The sequence below is a fragment of the Vibrio spartinae genome (assembly GCF_024347135.1).
Taxonomy (GTDB): Bacteria; Pseudomonadota; Gammaproteobacteria; order Enterobacterales; family Vibrionaceae; genus Vibrio; species Vibrio spartinae.
In genome coordinates this window covers 150,850-170,350 of the sequence record NZ_AP024908.1, presented here as the reverse complement: position 1 = coordinate 170,350, position 19,501 = coordinate 150,850, and the positions used below count along the sequence as shown (strand labels likewise).

Annotated in this window: 19 protein-coding genes; 5 read left to right on the top strand and 14 right to left on the bottom strand. The window is 42.6% G+C overall.

The features are described from left to right. Window positions 1–37: 37 nt before the first annotated feature. The 5 genes from OCU60_RS18535 to OCU60_RS18515 form a co-directional block, all read right to left on the bottom strand. Window positions 38–817 carry an ABC transporter substrate-binding protein gene (locus OCU60_RS18535; protein ID WP_074375221.1) on the bottom strand — a complete coding sequence of 260 codons (780 nt, stop codon included), beginning with the start codon at window positions 815–817 and terminating at the stop codon, window positions 38–40. A gap of 433 nt (window positions 818–1,250) precedes the next feature. Then, on the bottom strand, window positions 1,251–1,904 hold the full coding sequence (locus OCU60_RS18530; protein ID WP_074375220.1) for a glutathione S-transferase family protein: 654 nt from the start codon (window positions 1,902–1,904) through the stop codon (window positions 1,251–1,253). A gap of 101 nt (window positions 1,905–2,005) precedes the next feature. Next, window positions 2,006–3,751, bottom strand: coding sequence for a methyl-accepting chemotaxis protein (locus tag OCU60_RS18525; RefSeq protein WP_074375219.1), 1,746 nt, complete (start codon window positions 3,749–3,751; stop codon window positions 2,006–2,008). A gap of 494 nt (window positions 3,752–4,245) precedes the next feature. Next, a complete protein-coding gene (locus tag OCU60_RS18520; RefSeq protein WP_083602792.1) occupies window positions 4,246–5,877 on the bottom strand; it encodes a methyl-accepting chemotaxis protein in 1,632 nt (543 codons plus the stop codon). Between the two features lie 312 nt (window positions 5,878–6,189). Further along, window positions 6,190–6,570 (bottom strand): SpoIIAA family protein, encoded by a 381-nt coding sequence (locus OCU60_RS18515; RefSeq protein ID WP_074375217.1) that lies wholly within the window; start codon window positions 6,568–6,570, stop codon window positions 6,190–6,192. 247 nt (window positions 6,571–6,817) lie between these two features. On the opposite strand from OCU60_RS18515, the gene trxC reads away from it, so the two are divergent. Next, window positions 6,818–7,255 carry a thioredoxin TrxC gene (gene trxC / locus OCU60_RS18510; protein WP_074375216.1) on the top strand — a complete coding sequence of 146 codons (438 nt, stop codon included), beginning with the start codon at window positions 6,818–6,820 and terminating at the stop codon, window positions 7,253–7,255. 76 nt (window positions 7,256–7,331) lie between these two features. Here the strand turns inward: trxC and OCU60_RS18505 are convergent, their stop codons facing one another. From OCU60_RS18505 to OCU60_RS18485, 5 genes are all read right to left on the bottom strand, one after another. Continuing rightward, window positions 7,332–7,754 (bottom strand): organic hydroperoxide resistance protein, encoded by a 423-nt coding sequence (locus OCU60_RS18505; protein WP_074375215.1) that lies wholly within the window; start codon window positions 7,752–7,754, stop codon window positions 7,332–7,334. A gap of 125 nt (window positions 7,755–7,879) precedes the next feature. Next, window positions 7,880–8,326, bottom strand: coding sequence for a MarR family winged helix-turn-helix transcriptional regulator (locus tag OCU60_RS18500; protein WP_074375214.1), 447 nt, complete (start codon window positions 8,324–8,326; stop codon window positions 7,880–7,882). Window positions 8,327–8,471: 145 nt separating this feature from the next. Beyond that, a complete protein-coding gene (locus OCU60_RS18495; RefSeq protein WP_162841959.1) occupies window positions 8,472–8,642 on the bottom strand; it encodes a hypothetical protein in 171 nt (56 codons plus the stop codon). 315 nt (window positions 8,643–8,957) lie between these two features. Then, the gene (sbmA, locus tag OCU60_RS18490) at window positions 8,958–10,232 is read right to left on the bottom strand and encodes a peptide antibiotic transporter SbmA (RefSeq protein WP_074375213.1); all 1,275 of its coding nucleotides are present in this window, start codon (window positions 10,230–10,232) and stop codon (window positions 8,958–8,960) included. A 488-nt stretch (window positions 10,233–10,720) separates the two neighbouring features. After that, window positions 10,721–10,879 (bottom strand): hypothetical protein, encoded by a 159-nt coding sequence (locus OCU60_RS18485; protein ID WP_159439508.1) that lies wholly within the window; start codon window positions 10,877–10,879, stop codon window positions 10,721–10,723. Between the two features lie 1,031 nt (window positions 10,880–11,910). On the opposite strand from OCU60_RS18485, the gene OCU60_RS18480 reads away from it, so the two are divergent. Continuing rightward, window positions 11,911–12,987, top strand: a complete 1,077-nt coding sequence (locus OCU60_RS18480) for a M35 family metallo-endopeptidase (RefSeq protein WP_159439507.1) — start codon at window positions 11,911–11,913, stop codon at window positions 12,985–12,987. A 121-nt stretch (window positions 12,988–13,108) separates the two neighbouring features. Here the strand turns inward: OCU60_RS18480 and OCU60_RS18475 are convergent, their stop codons facing one another. Then, window positions 13,109–13,330: a DUF3820 family protein gene (locus OCU60_RS18475; protein WP_021021363.1), complete on the bottom strand. Its 222-nt coding sequence runs from the start codon at window positions 13,328–13,330 to the stop codon at window positions 13,109–13,111. 75 nt (window positions 13,331–13,405) lie between these two features. After that, the gene (locus OCU60_RS18470; protein ID WP_074375211.1) at window positions 13,406–14,749 is read right to left on the bottom strand and encodes a 6-phospho-beta-glucosidase; all 1,344 of its coding nucleotides are present in this window, start codon (window positions 14,747–14,749) and stop codon (window positions 13,406–13,408) included. Window positions 14,750–14,869: 120 nt separating this feature from the next. Here OCU60_RS18470 and OCU60_RS18465 point away from each other — a divergent pair, with 120 nt between their 5' ends. The 3 genes from OCU60_RS18465 (at window position 14,870) to speG (ending at window position 17,398) form a co-directional block, all read left to right on the top strand. Then, a complete protein-coding gene (locus tag OCU60_RS18465) occupies window positions 14,870–15,790 on the top strand; it encodes a LysR substrate-binding domain-containing protein (RefSeq protein WP_074375210.1) in 921 nt (306 codons plus the stop codon). A gap of 312 nt (window positions 15,791–16,102) precedes the next feature. Then, entirely contained in the window at window positions 16,103–16,588 is a 486-nt protein-coding gene (locus OCU60_RS18460) for an acyl-CoA thioesterase (RefSeq protein ID WP_074375274.1), read from the top strand. Between the two features lie 267 nt (window positions 16,589–16,855). Further along, entirely contained in the window at window positions 16,856–17,398 is a 543-nt protein-coding gene (gene speG, locus OCU60_RS18455) for a spermidine N1-acetyltransferase (RefSeq protein ID WP_074375209.1), read from the top strand. A gap of 184 nt (window positions 17,399–17,582) precedes the next feature. Here the strand turns inward: speG and ppiC are convergent, their stop codons facing one another. Continuing rightward, window positions 17,583–17,861: a peptidylprolyl isomerase PpiC gene (ppiC, locus tag OCU60_RS18450; protein WP_074375208.1), complete on the bottom strand. Its 279-nt coding sequence runs from the start codon at window positions 17,859–17,861 to the stop codon at window positions 17,583–17,585. Window positions 17,862–17,947: 86 nt separating this feature from the next. Beyond that, window positions 17,948–19,261, bottom strand: a complete 1,314-nt coding sequence (locus tag OCU60_RS18445; RefSeq protein WP_074375273.1) for a methyl-accepting chemotaxis protein — start codon at window positions 19,259–19,261, stop codon at window positions 17,948–17,950. Window positions 19,262–19,501: the final 240 nt, after the last annotated feature.

Genomic DNA, 19,501 nt, shown 5'->3' with positions numbered 1-19,501 from the left:
CGCTTCCTCGGATGAAGAAGCGGACAGGAGTGACGGCTTATTTACCGTAAATATCAAAATCAAAGTATTGTTTAGCAATCGCATCATAGGTGCCATCTTTCAGCATATCGCTCAAAGCTGCATTGATTTGATTTTTGAGTGCCTGATCAGTTTTGCGTACCCCGATCCCCGCACCGACACCAAAGTATTTTTCATCATTGACTTCCGGGCCGCTGAATGCGAATCCTTTACCCACCGGACGGTTCAAAAAGCCATCGCTCGCAGCAACAGCATCCTGAAATGCAGCATCAAGACGCCCGTTCACTAAGTCGGCATAAACCAGATCCTGATTCTGATAAGTCACGACATCGACACCTTTCGGTGCCCATTGCTCTTTGGCATAAGTTTCAGCCGTGGTTCCCTGAAAGACACCAACACGTTTGCCGCCCAATGAGGCCGCTGTCGGTTGCAGATCAACACCTTTCGGCGTAATTAAACGAGCAGGCGTGCCATACAGCTTATCTGTAAAATCAATTTCCTGCTGACGCTGTGGTGTGATCGACATAGAAGAGAGAATTGCATCAATTTTTTTCGCTTTCAGAGAAGGAATCAAGCCATCGAAATCACTTTCGACCCAGACACAGCGTGCCTCCATTCGCTTACAGATTTCTTTCCCTAAATCGATATCAAATCCGGTCAGAGTGCCGTCAGGCTTTTTCATTTCAAAAGGTGCGTATCCAGGCTCAACACCCAGCCGAACCAACGGCTGATCCGCAGCCTGAACAAAAGGAGCAGCGAGAGTCAGTAGAAGCAGACTCAAATTCGTTATTCTTTTCATAGTGATATCTCATATCTGATAAACATTGAAAACAGCACAATTCATGCCATAGACGACGATTCTTTCCAGTCTCAACGGAAGAGAATATATTTAAACACCTAAAATGCATGAATACTTAAATAGATGCCTCAAAATGGGGATTCTACTGCATATAAATATAAAGTGCTTCTGAAATTTTCAATTTTATCGATATTTTATATATGCACAATGGAGAGACATTTATTGCACTAAATGCATGCAAAACAACATTTTATTCACCATTAATGTACAATTAAACAACAAAAATAGCATAAAAATAAAAAATGCCGCACCCGTTTCATTCATGCAGAATAAGATGAATACAAACGGATATGCGGCATATCTCATCGATTGGCAGTTGAATATGTTGAGCGCCTGACATTGGCTCAATCATGATGCACCCATGAATCACTGATTAACAAGGTTCTCCTGCTTCATCGGCTGCAACAATCTCAGTTTCTTCAAGCGCAGCATCAATCCACTGCTGCAACGCCGGGCACGATAATACATGATTCACATATTGTTGCGCCATTTCCCCGAAACTCAGCTGGTACGTTTTTAAACGCATCACAACAGGTGCAAACATCGCGTCGGCAATTGAATACTGACCGAAAAGCCATCCCCCCTGATCAGCAAAACGCGTCATCTGCTCCGCAAAAATAGCTTCAATCCGCTTTAGATCCTGCTGCGCAGCTTCAGACAAGGTCAGTGAACGCGTTGCACGGATATTCATTGGTGCTTCACTACGCAGTGCCGGAAAACCTGAATGCATTTCTGCCGCCAGCGAACGCGCGTTAGCTTTATCTTGCGGATCCGCTGGCCATGCTTTTCCTGAAAGATATGTATCATTGATATATTCACAGATCGCGAGCGAATCCCATACGGTGATATCTCCATCGATCAGGCAAGGCACTTTCTGCGTCGGGGTCACCGATGCCAAAGCCGTATAAAACTGTGGCGTATCAAGCGACAGTTGAACTTCATCGAATGAAATATTTGATTTTGCTAACAAAATCCATGGTCTGAGTGACCAGGTCGAATAGTTTTTATTACCAATGTATAGCTTCATTGAGGGACTCCAAGATTAGCGAGGCGAGGAATTCAACATAGGTGAGAAAATCACCAGCCTGAGTGATGGGCACTCAGGCTGGATGGTATGAGTGAAACAAGTTATTCAATTTTAAACTTATTTACAATCACTAATAACTGCTGATTGATGGTAATCAAGCGGCGGGTTGTTTCTGCGGTATTGTCACCATTGTCGTTGATGGTATGCATCACTTCACGAATGGCAACCATACTGCGGTTAATATCTTCGGTCACACTACTTTGTTCTTCGGCTGACGTTGCAATCTGAATCGACAAGTCGTTAATTTCATTGACTGACGTCGTCACTTTATCCAATGAAGATACCACCACGGCTGTTGATTCTTCTGTTGTCCGACAGCTGTTACGCGTCGATTCCATACTGGAAACCACAGTGGCGGTGCCAGCTCTCAAGCGATCTAACATCTGGACGATATCTTCGGTACTCCGATGGGTCCGTGATGCTAATGCCCGCACTTCGTCCGCGACGACCGCGAAACCACGTCCTTGGTCTCCGGCTCTCGCAGCCTCAATCGCAGCATTCAAAGCCAGTAGGTTAGTTTGTTCTGCAATACCGCCGATCTCACCCAGTAACTTACCGATTTCTTCTGTATGCGTGTTCATATCAGCAATGAATTGAGCGGTCTCTTCCACTTCTTCTGCCAATGCACCGACTTGTGCAACGGCCCGTTGTACCACTTCTTTAGAATGCTCAGCTTCACTATTTGTCGCTTCTGTCTGGCTTGCGGTGTTGGCCGCATTCTCAGCCACGACAGACGCCGTCGAACTCATTTCATTCACGGCTGTTACCGTCAATTCAATTTCCTGACTATGTGACTGGAGCAATTGACTATTCGAATCGGTTTGCTGCTCAAGCTGAGCAATCTCCTGACTAATCGTCTCCGTCGATTCTCTCACTTGACGCATCATGTTCTGTAAATTCTCGATAAACTGATTGATGCCATCCGCAATCATGCCCAGTTCATCTTTTGAATCCACCTTCAAACGATGGGTCAGATCACCGTTGCCATTCGCCAAATCACCAATCAAGTTTCTTAACAAGATAATGGGTTTGAAGACCCAGTTGATCAGCAATATAGCAATGGGGATCAAGATAATGGCCGCAATCACCAACGCAATTGTAATGCTGCCATTTAATGTATCTGTATCATTCTGAATATAGTCGTTATCAATGTATCCGTTAAGTTTCCACTCTTTTCCGGCAACATTGATCGTCGCGGTCAATGGCGTCAGGTCATGCCCCTCGACTTTATTGGAAAAAATCTGAGTTTGCTTATCATCCGTCAATTCAAGATAACTGCCATCAATAGACATTGCGCTCAGCATGTCACCGACCGAAGAGAGGTCGATGTAGAATATATTTCCGGAATCTTTATCCTCAGGCACGGTAATCGTAATCGTTGGTTTTCCATCATCGATAAAGACATCACTGATGGTAAGCTCACCATTCGCCTGTTTAAAAATATCCATATATGGCTGAGCTTCTTTCGGATCTTTAATCGCCCCATCTCGATTGATGGTCATCCCGAAGGCGACTTTAATTGCATCTTTGAAACCGGTTTTTTCTATCGCCTGTTTGACTTCGTAAAAACTGAATTTCGTTGACTGGGCCAGAACAATATTGTCTTTCAGCTTCCCTTCCACCACAGAACGGATCGAATCAATCTGTGTCCGGATCACTTGGCTATCACTGTGATATATATAGCGACTGATATAAAAATTAGCACTAACGTAGGCAGTGAATATCGTTACACAGATAATGGCAACAACGATGGCAAGCAATTTCGTCTTAAATGATACCTTTTTCATACTATATCCATGACCCTTTCTCAATTTGTAGCCAGCGATGAGTGCTACATTCCATAATGTGGTATACAAATAAAAAGCGTTCCATTTAAATCATAACAGATAGATATATCAAAAAAATGTCATCTCCGACATTTTTAGACACTATGTTACGTATATCGACAGTTGGAACATATTCTGTACATATTTTGTAATTGAATCGTGCTCTTTGCAAAAACTAAAAAACCATATCGTTAGAAAAACTAACTATCATTTGCTAGTTTTGAGCCCAAAACACCATTTTAAAAATTTTGATTACATTTTTGGCAATTTATAGCTAAAAGTGAATATAAATCACTTTAAAGGCCCTGTATTTGGGATCTCTCTCATTCTTTTCAATTCACTGTTGTTGTAATAAAAGCGTTGATATGCAATCAGATCGCAATAAATGAGGGGAGAGTCCAAGACCCTCCCCTCAACAAAGTACCCATACTCCGGCCCGTGACTCCCGATGAAAACTACACTTTAAACTGACTCACCAAGTCGGAAAGTCGCAACGAAATATCGGCAACCACATTACCGGTATCAGCCACACGCTGATGGACATTGGTGGCTTTATCAGACAGTTCTTTCAGCTCAAGGATGCCTTGATTCACATCAACAATCACCGAACTCTGCTCTTCTGTCGCCGCAGCAATCTGAATATTCATATCTTGAACGGTGGAAATCAAGTCACGGATATCCTGAAAAGCACATCTCATTTCATCCGCCATTCCCACCGATTCAGCCACAGCTTCTTCTCCGCCTTGAATCGCCGCCTGAGTTTCATTCACACCTTTAACAAGGCTGGAAATCATCTCCTGAATATCTTCGGTTGAAGACTGTGTCCGTTGTGCCAGCGTTCTCACTTCATCAGCGACAACCGCAAAACCGCGCCCTTGCTCGCCGGCTCGTGCGGCCTCAATTGCAGCGTTCAATGCCAGTAAATTGGTTTGGTCTGCGATACCACGGATCACATCCAGAACTGAAGTAATATTGTCGGAATCTGCAGCAAGTGATGACATCTTCTGGCTGGCTTCTTGAAAACTCACTGACAGTTTATCGTTCAATGTCACGTTTCTATCGACCAACGTCACCCCATTGCTTGCCGAACGACTCGCTTCATCACTTTTGGAAGACGTATGCTGCGCGTTGGTCGTAATTTCTTGAATTGCAATATTAATTTGTTCAAATGCTTGAAACAGTAGTTCCAGCCGCTGTTGCTGATTATGACCAATCGCTTCAGTTTTATTCGCAACATCCTGAAGGTGACTCGTATCCGCACCCAGTTTCTCAACCCCATCAATGACACTTTTTACCAGTTGTTGGAGCTGTTCCAGCAAGTTATTGACGCTGCCTGACAAATAACCTAACTCGGTTTTTTTCTTCACCGTCAAACGACTCACCAGATCACCATCTCCCTGAGTCAAATCATCGATCTTATCTTTTACGGAATAAATCGCAGACGTAATCGCTTTCGGAATGAAAAACACCAGTATCAGCCCAATCACCACTGAGATAAGGGAGATCATCATATTCCATAAAATTCGCTGCCCGATAAGGTGACTCGACTGTCCATAGAGTTCATTGCCTAGCTTATCGACCAGTTCTCCGGCCTTATCATACTCGTGACGCAGTGTCCCAAAATATTGCTCAGACTCGATAAATTGTGTGTGGGCTTGTGTCTTATCACCTTGTTCTATCAGCGAAAATACCCGATCAGCTTGCGCCTTCCAATCTTGAAAAACACGGTCAAAATTATCGAACTGTGTGATAATGTGTCGATGATCAGCCATATATTCCAAATAGCTTTGCATGCGATCATAAGCCTGTTGGGCATTTTCCTGATAATCATCTTGTGCGCCCTTCAATACTTTCTCATCAGTGGTCAGAAGCGCATCTTGTTGCCCTTTGAGTGCCTGATACAAATCTCGATCAGCATTGAGCACATCCCGTTGAGCCTTCCTCAGCGGCTCAGCAAATAGTTGAATATTACGTTCCAGCAGGTTCAGTGAATCCCGGTTTTGTAATCCGGAGAAAACAATGATTGCAGTTAAAAAGGCCAAAGACAGGCCGAGCTGCATACGGATGGTAAAATTACTAAACATCATGGCATCCTAAAATTAATATGCATTAGCTTCTGCGAAACTTATTATTATTTGAATGATAAAACAGACCTAATGCAATAAAACAAATATGACCAACACGACGTTTAATATTTTCATTTGATGGTGGATGTACCTAAAGTCTAACAACAGAATACCCAATGAGAGAGCATGATGTACTGTAATGTAATCAAAAAGACCTTGATGTGATAAATATGTTACACAAATCAATAAAGATGATGTAACGTAATTGTTACATCAAAGCATAACTCTGACTCATGTCACGATAACCATTTTTCAGTTAATCCTGTAGCTCAGCTAATCCTGTAACCATCGAATCGCTTCATCATAATCATCGAAATAACGGATCTCTCCCGAGATAAACCAACTCCCGACTTTTGCAGCGAGGGCTTGCCATTCCTGATGACCATAGAGCGCCACTTTATTAAAATCCGCACCATGTTGCAGACCCAGTTTAAAGTCATCCCATGCAGCCCGAAGCTCCCACCCTTCCAACTCAGAGACATCAAAGAATACATCGACTTTCGGTGTGTTAACCTTCACCAGTGCGGCATCCAGAAGTGGCGTGATCATCTCGTAGTCGTGATGAGTTAACGTACCGACAGCTTTAATCGATACAAAAAATTCGTGATCGACCCGTTCCAGACCAATCGTGAGGCCATGCTTTTTATATGTCATCCTAACCTCCATCAAATATCTTGAGATATCATTACAGAGTCACTATCCAATCATATTACCATTTAAGCATATGCCATCCCGTAAAAAGCCTCTTGGATCCATCCCACAAATTCAGCATAAACGGACCATTCGGTTAAGACACGACTGAAAATGAGCGCGCTTTCCCGTATTCGATTCATGGTTGTTATCTGCTTTGATTTGGTGGTAATTTAGAGTTTCCCATTCACCGGTGATGAAATCAGTCCCTATGACCAGTATTAAAACCCGCTGCCCGTCATGCCACGCGATGAATCGTGTTCCCATCGAGCGTATTTCTGAGTCCTCTGTATGCGGCAAGTGTAGACATTTCCTCCTTGACGGCTTACCTGTTGAAGGGACAGTCGATAATTTTCAGTCGATTGTGAATAGCGACATCCCTGTGGTTGTTGATTTCTGGGCACCATGGTGTAACCCGTGTGTCGGATTCGCCCCAGTGTTTGAGCAAACGGCACAAGAGCGCGTACAGACGGTTCGATTTATCAAGGTCGATACAGAGGCTCAACAGACCTTGGCCGCGCAATTCCAGATCCGCAGTATTCCAACAGTGATGTTTTTTCATCGAGGGCAACGGCTCAATCTGATTAATGGTGCACTGCCGTATTCGCAATTTAATACATGGCTGGATGAGTCGCTGAAAGGTGTGTAGCAAGGTCGGTTTTCTGCGGACAAAATAAGACAGGCACGCTTAGCGTGCCTGTCCTCGTTTCATATCATTCAAGATGTTATACCAGTACTAATTCGACTCGAATATTACCGCGTGTAGCATTTGAGTATGGGCACACTTGGTGAGCTTTTTCGATCAACGTCTGCGCAACACTGCGATCAAGTTCCGGCAGAGAAATATGCAGCTCGACATCAATCGCAAAACCAACACCTGCCTTGTTTTGACCAATACTGACTTTTGCCGTCACATCCAGATCTTGAGATAATTTGATCTTATCCTGCATTGCGACAAACTTCAGCGCGCCGATAAAACATGCTGAATAACCCGCAGCGAAAAGCTGTTCTGGGTTTGTTCCTTCACCACCGGCCCCGCCCAATTCTTTGGGGGTACTCAAATTCACTTGTAATTTATGATCATCAGAAACGGATTTTCCGTCACGTCCACCCGTAGTTGTTACTTGTGCTGTATATAAAAGTTCCATAAATCATCTCCAATTAATTATCGCGATAACTATTAAATTCAAAAAAGACCAAGCTCTTCTCTCTGATGGATATATGTTATTGCAATAATAGTTATCGCGCAATATATTTTTTTGATACATTCAGCTTACTGCGACTGATTCTTGAGTAAGCTCTCTCTCAATGTGATGATTTTTTCTTTCATATCAATCAGTTCCCGACTGGGTATCCCACAGGCCTCAAGCAGGCACTGATTAATCTTCAGCGCTTCAGCTTTAAGCTGCTGCCCCTTCGGAGTCAGAAGAACATTCAATGAACGTTCGTCATGTAGTTGTCGTGTGCGATTCACCAATCCCTCTTGTTCCATCCGTTTAATCACGGGTGTTAACGCACCGGATTTCTGTCCTAATCGCTCACCAATATCTTTAAGACCGATGCCATCTTGCTCCCAGAGAATCAGTAACACGAGGTATTGCGGATACGTAAGCCCCAGAGGCTCAAGTAACGGTTTATACATCTGCGTCATCGCCAAAGAGGTTGAATAAAGAGCAAAACATAGCTGGTTATCCAGCAATAGAGCGTTATTATCGGACATTCTTTCTACTTCTTTTTCTCAGGTCTATTTGTATCAGACGTTGGTGGCATGACGACCGGTTTCACGACTGAGGTTGTATGTTCAGTGGGCGACAAACCGTGAAACACGCATCGGTTCATCAAAATCCAGGGCTCGCGAGAGTCAATTACTCTTCAGCGGTTGCCTCATGGATTGCTTCTTTGGTTGAGTGATAAACGTCACTCGATTTCTGTTTGGTTGTGTCCCATATTTCAGAAGAGTCTTCTTGCACACCGTTCCAAGTTGAAGAACAAGCACTCAAAAACACAACCAATATCGCAATCAGCCCATATTTCATTGATACTCTCCTATCGATTGGACAACTTACACAGAAGCATAGCACGGCCTCACACTCGTCTTCCCTTCCCCTGTCAGTAACGCAGGCACCTTCTGTGACCAAAGCACATCGTGACAGGAAGAAATATGATGTAATAACATAATGTCGTTTGTGTAATGCAAATGTCAAAATCATCATCAACTGCGGAAGGAATATCTCATAATTGGATATAACAATAACATAATCCGCTGATTTCAGCGCTCACACCCGCAATGCCAAATCAAAGAGATAACGGATAAAGTAAGGGCTTCCTGTCAGCGGAAGCCCGTAATGATATTAATTTTCGGCTGGATTTTCGATGAGCGGGATATTTTGTAAACCATCCGCCTCATCTTCAAATGCTTTAAGACGCTTATAGATAGACAATAGCTCAACAATGGTCGTCCAAGAGTTGACCAAATATTGAAAAGAGCTCTCAACCTGTCCGAATGCATTGATAATTCGTTGCATGATACCCAGCGTGAAAGCACCTGTGACAATCGACGGCCCCAGCGCAATGATCGGAATAAATGAGCCAACCTGTAAGTAACCGTAACGGACAATATTAAAGTAAACATAATGCTTATAAAGACGGAAGTAATTATGCCGAACATCACTGAATAATTCTTTTAAGGTTTGCGGTTCAGCACGGTGCTCATGGTCCTCACCATAGACCAATTCTTTTCTGTAAGCCGCTTCAACACGTTGATTCTTAAACTCTAATCCCGGTAATTTAACCCCGGCAGCAGCCAGTAACAGAGTGCCGATAATCGACCAAATAATGGCCACAAAGACCAGTCCCTGAGACACATCACCGATCAATGGTAATGTTTTTACATAACCGGAGAGCCCCCATAAGATTGGCAAAAAAGCAATCAAGGTCATCACCGCATTCAATAGACTGACCCCTAAACTTTCCATGATCGAAGCGAAACGCATCGTGTCTTCCTGAATCCGCTGTGATGCCCCCTCAATATGGCGGACCTGTTGCCAACGGGCAGTATAATAATCAGTCATTGCGGTACGCCACCGAAACACATAATGACTGATGAAGAAGTGGTTACACACTGCGACCATAATGGCAATGAGCAGAATCACCGCAACCGTTGTCAGTTCACCATAAAACTCACCGAGGGTAATGCTGTTGGGTTTCGTCAATGCCTGCTGAATCAGGTTGTAAAAATTGCCATACCATTCATTCAGCATGACACTGACTTCGACCTGAAACCAAGTAATGAATACGATCAAACCAGAACCGGCGACAGACCAGCGAGCCCATTTTTGTCCGCCGAATTTTAACCAGACACCGATGAACAAGGCATAGCAGACAAACATATACTGATATAACCAAACATTGGCCGCACTATCCTGCGCTTGTTGAAAAGCGCTCTGCGCTGCTGGCGCGGCATCCACCAGAAGCGGCGGAGGGAACCCCATCCCGATCAGATAGCCGAGGCTAAGATCAGCACCGAGTTCACGGCCTCCGGTATACCAGCAAATCACACAAAACAGTGCCCAAATAACAAAGCTGAGGAAAAATAATTTAGGTCTCGGAAAGAAAGAATCAAACACTATATCAATCTCTTATTCATTTTACTGACAGTTATCGTGCCGATGTACAACATCGTGAAACACGGTATAAATTGAGGAACAGTTAGTTAAGACCAACGGAATGCATGAAAATTCCCCGTGCACGACGATTAGTGCCAACGGGAATCAAATATGCCCAACTCAATGGTTACAGATAGCGCGATTCAATGGGTATGAGTGGTGAGATGACAAAGCTGTATTTGCAGGTGCCTATGTTGGATTTAAAATCACAGATAACTTTTTAGTCAACGCTGAATATACTTGGTATGACGTTGATTTAAACGCCAATGATATTAATAATGGCGCAGATACCAATACCATGGTCAACAGAAATGAAAGCAATTGGATGGCGGGGAACATTCATTCGGTGGAACATCCGATATCATCGGAACAAAGCCACCGAATTCAAAACAAGTAAGGGTCATTTAAAATAATAAGCGTCGCAATCAGAATGGACTTGATCGTAATAATCAATTCACCCAAGTTAAAGCAAGCATAAAGGTAATGACGGCTGTCACACCAAACATTGCGAAAATACCTGCAAGTTCTTTAACCGTATCGACGACAGACGTACTCATTTTTGTTTTAGGAACATTGATAGTAATTTGTGAAGAAAGCATTGAACTCATGACTCGGCTCCTACCGTTATTTTATTTCACAACCAAGCGTTGTTTAGTTCAAATTATCACCATTTTTGTGACTCAAGTCAACATTATTGGTAATTTAATTACTATTAATTTGTAATTATCAATACAGATTCATAAAAAACTTGATGTATTTCAAATAAATAAACCATTCCTGTTGCTGAGTGACAGTACCGCGAGCGATATCAATGAGGGGAAGCTACAGACACGCAGGCTGTAACTTTTTCGCAATGATATTACAGAACAAACAAAATCATATGGCGAAGACAACCTTAACCGATGAAACGTTCTCCGCTCACTACTTGTTCATGAGACATCATCTTGTTCATGAAACATCATCCTCATTCAACATCATTGTTCATATGGCGGAGTATTTATATGGATAAGAACGCTATAAATAAGAGCTTATATAAAGGGGCGTTTATGTGGAGGACAGACACAATAAAATAACCCGACAGCAGTCAAAATTTTTTATGGTCAAGATAGGGCTTATTCATTGTATATGTAATCATGTTAAAGAACGCAATTTCATTATTTTCAATCATTTAATATTTAATTCCAATCAAATAACCAGCTCATTAATTTAAACTTGTCATCACTTCTTATTAGTAAATTTATAAATAGAAAAACCCATCACTATTCATTCATAAAATCCAATTTAAAAAATAGCACAATAAAAATAATACAGCCGTCAAAAAAATAAACAAAAAATATTAAAAATCAATAACATAAAAAATTAAAATCAAAAGTAACATGTCAGTCATTACTAATAGTTAAATAAATACTAATTTATATATTTATCATTAAAAACAAAGTTAACCATCCTCTATTTATTTCAGACTTTACACGTTTACATAAATAAAACATAATTAAAAAATTAATAACAAGTACAACTTTAAATAATGTTTAAAGTAAAAAAGACTTGCTTTAAACATTCTGTGACGAATGATTGATATCCGCTGAGTCGTAACCATATCGATGATTCATGAACCATGAAACAAAATGGAGTTTACCCAATGAATAAGGCAACAAATTTATTGTTGAGTGCAATTGTAGGAAGTATGTCATCTCTGGCTTATGCTCACTCTCTGGATGTCACCGTTACCCCTTTAAATCAATCTTATGGTGAAGGCAGTGATGTCAAAGTTGAACTAAGCATTACGAATAATGGGCAGGATGATATCGATGTCCTTGATTGGTATCTCATCAATCACAGCAAACTTCAGAAAAATGCTTTCACCGTCACCGTCGATGGAGAAACCGTCGCCTATACAGGCCCAATCATTAAACGGCCCGCACCAACGGCTAAAGATTACATGACATTGTCTGCCGGCCAGACAGTCACCCAAACGGTCGATCTGTCTTCTTTCTATGATATGACTCGTGAAGGGACATACAGCGTTCAGTTTAATGTCACCGCACTGGATTTAATTAAGTCTGAAGCACAATCGAAACTGCAGGCCGAAGATCAAGTTCAGACACTCAGCTCAAATGATGTCAGTTTCTGGGTCGAGGGGGTTCACCCAAAGATCGCAACCATTAATGGGTCAGAACTCGATATCGCTGAACTGAGAGGCGGAATCAGCTATCGCGGCAACTGCTCAAATAGTCAGAAAAGTCAAATCAGTTCTGCGGTTAGCGTGGCACGAAGCATGTCCGGTTCAGCTTACAGTTACTTACGGGCAGGTTCAGTAACTTCTCGCTATACCACTTGGTTTGGTTCATATTCAAGTGGTCGTTACAATACCGTCAAAGGACATTTCCAGAAGATCACCGACGCGCTGCAAAACAAAACTGTCACCGCTGATTGTTACTGTGAGGGCAGCCTTTCCAATGCATATGCTTACGTTTATCCGAATCAACCCTACCGTATCCACTTATGCAACGCCTTCTGGTCTGCACCGACGGCAGGCACGGACTCAAAAGCCGGCACACTGATTCACGAAATGAGTCATTTCACGGTCAATGGCGGGACAGATGATATTGCTTACGGGCAGTACAATGCACGTCGTCTGGCACAATCATCACCGAATCAGGCCGTCAACAACGCAGATTCTCATGAATACTTTGCGGAGAATAGCCCTCGTTTATAATGGGTCTCTTGTACCAACCGAAAGCACCACGAGCCGGTGCTTTCGGTTTATTATGACCAAACGCTGAATACCATGGCTTCACCATCATCTTCATCCCTGTTTGCCGCCATACAACAAGTTTTCAAGATTGCCGCTTTAATGGTTTCACGAGACGATCCAATCCCTCAACTTTCAACGTCAGGCAGAGTTGCATCAATTCCCCAAGTTCTCCCTGAGGAAATTCCCCTTTATTTTGGAACCACAATAAGTACTCTTCCGGTAAATCAATTAATACGCGTCCGGCATAACGGCCAAACGGCATTTTCATCGTTGCCAGTTTCAGCAAACTCTCTTTTTGTAGCATAGCGGATGTCTTTGTCTATTGGAGTAATGGGTATTCTAATCGATTCCACATCTTCTTTTCTCCTCATTATTTACATCAGTGATTGCTCACCGGATCCGATGTCAACATCCAACGAAACTGAGGCATATAATCTAAGTTTTCTTTGACTGTTTCTTGCAGGGCTTCATCTAAGATCGTACCGGTATTCACGATAGGATTGAGGATGAGTCCTCGTTTCGCAGCCACCAAGTCACCTTTCACCGCAGCTTCAACCGTGAGTGTTTCAAACGTTTTCATCAGTTGGATCAGACGTAATGTATCCTCTGGGAATGGTTCAACATTCAAGGGGAGCGGGCCACTTTTAGTGATGACCGAACTGACTTCTACAGCGCAATCATCCGGTAAACCACTAATCGCACCCTGATTACGTGTATTGACATGCATGACGGTCCGTTTGTCGTTGTAAATGGAAGCCATCAGCTCACATGCCGCTTCTGAATAATATTGACCGCCCCGCTTTTCCAATTCTTTGGGCTTCTCTACCACATCCGGATTTTTATAAATATCAAACAAGCGTTTTTCCATGGCTTTGACCACTTCACCGCGTGTCCCCTCACCATCTGCTTCTTGTTGCTCTTGCTTCATGATGTCGTCACTGGTGTAGTAATAACGCAAATAAGCACAAGGGATCATGCCCATTTCTTTCAATAGATCTTTAGGCCAATCAAATGGCGGGATATTTGACGGAACTAATGGATCATTCCCGTTTAAAATTTCATCCATCACCATATTTAATTTGTCCGTTCCTTGATGCAATATTTTGCGTACCCAAATCATATGGTTGAGACCAGCGACTTGCATAATGAACTCACCTTCACTGGCACCCAACATTTGTGCAATGCCTTTCTCCATAATGACAGGGACATTACATAAACCGACGGCTTTAATATTGGTATATTTCAATACAGCTTCGGTGACCATGCCTGATGGATTAGTGAAATTCAGTAACCATGCATCGGGGCAAAGTTCTTCCATCTCTTTACAGATTGCTAACGTAACTGGAATTGTCCGACATGCATTTGCAAAACCACCGAGGCCATTGGTTTCTTGCCCGATCATGCCGTACTTTAAAGAAATTCGTTCATCACGGATTCGACCATCAAGACAACCCGCTCTAAATTGTGAACAAACAAAATCTGCATTTTCCAACGCAAGACGACGATCAAGTGTGACTTTAACGTCGATATTGAGCCCTTTATTTTTAATCATGCGTTGCGCTAATTCAGCAATGATTTTAACTTTTTCTTTGCCGTCTTCGATGTCAACTAACCATAGTTCAGCAACTGGCAGTTCATGATAGCGGTGAATCAGACCTTCAATTAATTCTGGTGTATAACTTGAGCCACCACCAATCACAACAACTTTTAATTTGTTATTCATTTTGCAATACTCTCTCGTGTGTCCTTCTTGTGTTCATTGCACCTGACAACCCCAACAGCGACAAACGAATTCGTGATATTTATGAATTAATATATCTAATGCATAGGACGATTCACCGACATGGCAGATAAGCAAAATATCTTAGCAAACCTTTATACTTTCAGTGTTGTAGCCAAGTTTTTAAGTTTTACATTAGCAGCAGAAGAATTGTGCCTGACTCAGGGAGCGGTCAGCCAAAGAATTAAAAAGCTTGAAGCCGATCTTGGTTTCACACTTTTTGTTCGTCTCACAAGAAAGCTCGAGCTGACTGAAGATGGTCACCGAATGCTCAGGACACTGACCTCCTCTCTGTCAAATATCTTCACTGAAGTTGACGATATTCGCTTCAATGAATTAAGAGGAGAATTGTATATTGGGATCGCGCCAACATTTGCCCACTTATGGTTAGTCCCTAAAATGGCTGAATTTCAACGTTTATATCCTTATCTGGATGTAAAGATGCGGGTCAAGGCAAGTAAACTGGACTTCCATAATCAACCGGTTGATATCGCGATTTACTATGGTAATGAAACGCATCCAAATTTTTATCACATCCGGCTGTTTGATGAAAACTTGGTTCCTGTATGTACTCCTGAATATGCACAACGTCTGAATTTATATGAAAGTGAATCACGCCTGAAAGAAGCCACTTTTCTGCATTGCACCGAGTCGTTAGAATTTTTATCGCCCTTAAGTGAATGGCAGCATTGGTTCAGTGCGACGGGTAGAAGCGCCGGTATTTTAAAACATAAGTATGTATTTAATCATGAAGAACTAACGATGGTTGCCGCTCGAAATTCAATGGGCATCGCCTTAGGCCGCTACCATACGATTCAATCGTACCTTGAAAGTGGTGCCTTGGTTTCACTATTTGAACGAGTCCCATCAGGGTATGGCTATGATTTAATTTGTCCTAAAGGTCATGAAACACGGCCTAAATTACAGGCCTTTTTAAATTGGATTAAAAAATATATTGATTGCTATGGCACTGATAATGATTAATATTTTTTATGAATAAACGAACAATATCATTCAACTGATTTCATCATCCATCATGTCTCACCCGTGGTCTCCCCCTCGCCAGTCAATCATCAGCATCGTATAACCGGCAAATCTCTCACCGCATCGAATTCGGGAACTGTTTCCATGATTTATCCCGGGTTCGCTCGATCTGCTTGACTTTCAGATTTTTGAGAATAAGTTTCTTTAATATTGCCCATGTTAAATATTTGTTGTACTTAATGAGCAACAGCAGGGTGCGTTTTCGAACTGTTTCAAGGTATGGTTGTATTCACAATTGATGAGGACGTCGATATGACAAATAATAAAAGAGAGCTCACACTGCGTTTTCTGGCTGAGCCCAGCGATGTAAACTTCGGCGGTAAAGTTCACGGGGGGGCCGTGATGAAGTGGATCGACTTAGCCGCTTATGCCTGCTCTGCGGCTTGGAGTGGAAAATACTGCATTACAGCCTATGCGGGAGGTATCCGGTTTGTTGCCCCGATTTTGGTTGGTAACCTCGTCGAAGTAACCGCCAAAATCGTCTATACCGGGCGAACATCCATGCATGTCGCGATCGACGTTCAGGCAAGTGACCCTAAATTGCAAGAAAATCGACTGACCACACACTGTATTGTGATTATGGTTGCTGTCGATGAAGATGGAAAACCAAGCACTGTACCAGAGTGGTTACCAGTCACACCGGAAGACATTGCACTCAGAGAGTCAGCAATTCGTTTAATGAATATGCGCCAAGAAATCGGCGAAGAAATGGAAGCCCATGTTCAATACCTGAAATAATACTCAACCATCACAGACCGAAGGTATTCTGGTCTGTGATGCCCTTGCTTGACTTCCTTTCAGAGCAAAAATATCACGTCCCCTCGATGCTCATGCCCCCTCACCAATGTGCCGTTCAGGTGCCTGTCCTCTCAGCATCCCGACACGTTGCAAGCTTTCTGGTGCCTGTCCTTTCAACATGCTATGTTATACGAGTCTCTGATGCACATCGGCAGATAGATGTGTCTCATGAAAATACTTAATGCAAGATTAACTTCGGATCATTCCATGAAAAGTGAACTTTACCTACGGGCATTAGAACGTCAGGATCTCCGTTTTATTCACAATCTTAATAATAATAGAAATATCATGTCATATTGGTTTGAAGAACCGTATGAATCCTTTGATGAACTTGAAGAGTTGTATAACAAACATATTCACGACAATGCAGAAAGACGTTTTGTCGTAGAAAATGAAAATAAGCAGCTGATCGGTCTGGTTGAATTAATTGAGATCAACTACATTCACAGAAGCGCTGAGTTTCAGATCATTATTACCCCTGAATATCAGGGAAGAGGCTATGCGATAGATCTCATCAACAAAGCATTGGATTACTCATTTACCATTCTCAATCTGCACAAGATTTATCTGCACGTTGCTATCGACAATGAAGTGGCGATTTATTTGTATCGGAAAGCTGGTTTTATTGAAGAGGGGCATTTGATTGGAGAGTTCTTTATTAATGGGCGCTATCAGGATGTCAAACGGATGTATATTTTACAACATGACTATCTGAGCAAGACCAAAGCACTCTCAGATTTGTCAGAATAACCCATCATCAACAGATTCAGTAGAACGCTATATGTTTAGAGTCGTATATAAGTGGCGAGTGCCAAGCGAAAAAATAGATGAATTTCAAAATATATGGCGTTCGGCAACGGATAACATGCACCGTTCTGTGGAAGCATTTGATGAGATTGAAGACCGAACCCGATAGCAGAACGAAAACGTCCACTCACGTCCGATACAGCACCTTAATCACGTGCCAGCCAAATTTGGTTTTGACAATCTGAGGTTTGAGAACTTCCCCACGAAAGCAAGCTTTGTCAAATGCGGGCACCATTTGTCCCTGACGAAACTCCCCCAGATCTCCTCCTTTCTTGCCGGAAGGACACAAAGAATATTTTCGGGCAAGCGTTTGAAATTTAGCACCTTTCTTAAGCTGCTGTAGAATATCTTCAGCCTGATTCTGATGTTTTACCAGAATATGCAACGCTGCTGCTGTTTTTGCCATTGGATCGCCTCCCCGCTTAAAGGACGCGAAGTGTAGCGAACTTCATCAATGAAGTCACTATCCACCCAATCACCAAGCTTGTTGTCTTACAGTTTCTGATGGAACTGCTCTATCGCATTCACGACTTTTTTCGCCCCATCCTGAATATCTGCCATCACAACCCCGGCATCATTCGAAAGCTGCAACCCGTCTTTCGCTCTCTGCTGGCCATTTTCAATCAGCCCAACCGCATTTTCTGTCAGTTTTTGGTTCTTGGACACCACGTCCACAATTTCAGAAGTGGTTTTGCTGGTGCGTAAGGCAAGCTCCCTGACTTCATCAGCGACGACAGCAAAGCCACGCCCCTGATCACCGGCTCTGGCTGCCTCAATGGCAGCATTCAAAGCAAGTAAGTTGGTTTGATCGGCAATCCCGCTGATGTTGCCCACCAGATCACTGACCTTCTTAGAAAGCTCGTCCAGATCCTTAATCCCTTGGCAGGCGTGAATCATCTGCTGTTCAAGTTCTTCCATGGTCTGAATCGTATCCTGAATGACAATCTGTGCTTTTGCTGCCTGTGTATCAGTTAACTGGGATGTTTCGTAGGCAATGTTTGCAGCTTCAGAGATGGCCTTTTCCCGATTCATCTGTTCTGTGATCACAGAAGCAAATTTAACAACTTTATAGAGTTCACCATGGTTGTTGTGAATCGGGTTATAAGACGCTTCCAACCACACAGTATTCCCATATTTATCGATTCGCTTAAATCGATCCGAGATAAAATTACCTTTCCTCAGCTCACGCCAAAAACTCTCATATTCAGGAGAATTATAGAGTCCAGGTTCGCAGAACATACGGTGATGTTTACCGACAATTTCTTCTTTTTTATAACTCGTTGCGCGAAGAAAGTTATCATTTGCTGTCAGAACATGCCCGTCAAGATCAAACTCAATCACAGCCGTCGAACGCAGCAATGCTGCGATCATATCTTCATGCTCTCTTGAAGCGCGAATGGTTTGGGTGAGTTCAGAAGCATAAAGTAAAAAATATTCCAGCTGCTTATCAATATTGTAGATTGGCTGCAAAATCGCCCGTAACCATGATTCTTCACTGTTCCCTTTCAGCAGTTGCAACGCACCATTCCAATGCTTACCGTCTTTCAATGCATGACTTAAGCGTTGGTAATGTCCGGTCGAACGCTCTTTCGGTGGCACCATGTCGGTGAGTTTACATCCCTCGACATTTTGTGACTCGTATTTCATTTCTTTACAAAAAAGCGAATTCACCGAACTCACCAAACCATTCGAGTCCAGCGTCATCGTTAACATTTCTTTGCCAAGGCTGTCTTGCATCTGTTTGATCATGTGAAGCTCTTTTTTTAAGGCTTCATTTTCTTTGACAAGGGAACGGTTAAAAAGCATGAAAGACACCTCTTTCTCAATACCAATGGGCAGAACTCTTTCTATCATAGTAGACATTTTTCATATCGACACAAGTCATAGAGATGTTACAGAGAGTTAACGCAGCAAAAGTCGTCAAGAACGAAGTTGAATACGGGTTACACGTATCTCTCTCACCAAAAAATCGGGCATAAAATAGCCAGAACAATCGATAAACTGGCATTTTGCAGTATGCTTATGAGTAAGCGCATCATCTTCGTA

Excerpts from the sequence above, each read along its gene's own strand:
- OCU60_RS18535 (WP_074375221.1), bottom strand. The coding sequence starts at position 817 with ATGAAAAGAATAACGAATTTGAGTCTGCTTCTACTGACTCTCGCTGCT.
- OCU60_RS18530 (WP_074375220.1), bottom strand. The coding sequence starts at position 1,904 with ATGAAGCTATACATTGGTAATAAAAACTATTCGACCTGGTCACTCAGA.
- OCU60_RS18525 (WP_074375219.1), bottom strand. The coding sequence starts at position 3,751 with ATGAAAAAGGTATCATTTAAGACGAAATTGCTTGCCATCGTTGTTGCC.
- OCU60_RS18520 (WP_083602792.1), bottom strand. The coding sequence starts at position 5,877 with ATGATGTTTAGTAATTTTACCATCCGTATGCAGCTCGGCCTGTCTTTG.
- OCU60_RS18515 (WP_074375217.1), bottom strand. The coding sequence starts at position 6,570 with ATGACATATAAAAAGCATGGCCTCACGATTGGTCTGGAACGGGTCGAT.
- trxC (WP_074375216.1), top strand. The coding sequence starts at position 6,818 with ATGACCAGTATTAAAACCCGCTGCCCGTCATGCCACGCGATGAATCGT.
- OCU60_RS18505 (WP_074375215.1), bottom strand. The coding sequence starts at position 7,754 with ATGGAACTTTTATATACAGCACAAGTAACAACTACGGGTGGACGTGAC.
- OCU60_RS18500 (WP_074375214.1), bottom strand. The coding sequence starts at position 8,326 with ATGTCCGATAATAACGCTCTATTGCTGGATAACCAGCTATGTTTTGCT.
- OCU60_RS18495 (WP_162841959.1), bottom strand. The coding sequence starts at position 8,642 with ATGAAATATGGGCTGATTGCGATATTGGTTGTGTTTTTGAGTGCTTGT.
- OCU60_RS18485 (WP_159439508.1), bottom strand. The coding sequence starts at position 10,879 with ATGAGTTCAATGCTTTCTTCACAAATTACTATCAATGTTCCTAAAACA.
- OCU60_RS18480 (WP_159439507.1), top strand. The coding sequence starts at position 11,911 with ATGAATAAGGCAACAAATTTATTGTTGAGTGCAATTGTAGGAAGTATG.
- OCU60_RS18475 (WP_021021363.1), bottom strand. The coding sequence starts at position 13,330 with ATGCTACAAAAAGAGAGTTTGCTGAAACTGGCAACGATGAAAATGCCG.
- OCU60_RS18470 (WP_074375211.1), bottom strand. The coding sequence starts at position 14,749 with ATGAATAACAAATTAAAAGTTGTTGTGATTGGTGGTGGCTCAAGTTAT.
- OCU60_RS18465 (WP_074375210.1), top strand. The coding sequence starts at position 14,870 with ATGGCAGATAAGCAAAATATCTTAGCAAACCTTTATACTTTCAGTGTT.
- OCU60_RS18460 (WP_074375274.1), top strand. The coding sequence starts at position 16,103 with ATGACAAATAATAAAAGAGAGCTCACACTGCGTTTTCTGGCTGAGCCC.
- speG (WP_074375209.1), top strand. The coding sequence starts at position 16,856 with ATGAAAAGTGAACTTTACCTACGGGCATTAGAACGTCAGGATCTCCGT.
- ppiC (WP_074375208.1), bottom strand. The coding sequence starts at position 17,861 with ATGGCAAAAACAGCAGCAGCGTTGCATATTCTGGTAAAACATCAGAAT.
- OCU60_RS18445 (WP_074375273.1), bottom strand. The coding sequence starts at position 19,261 with ATGCTTTTTAACCGTTCCCTTGTCAAAGAAAATGAAGCCTTAAAAAAA.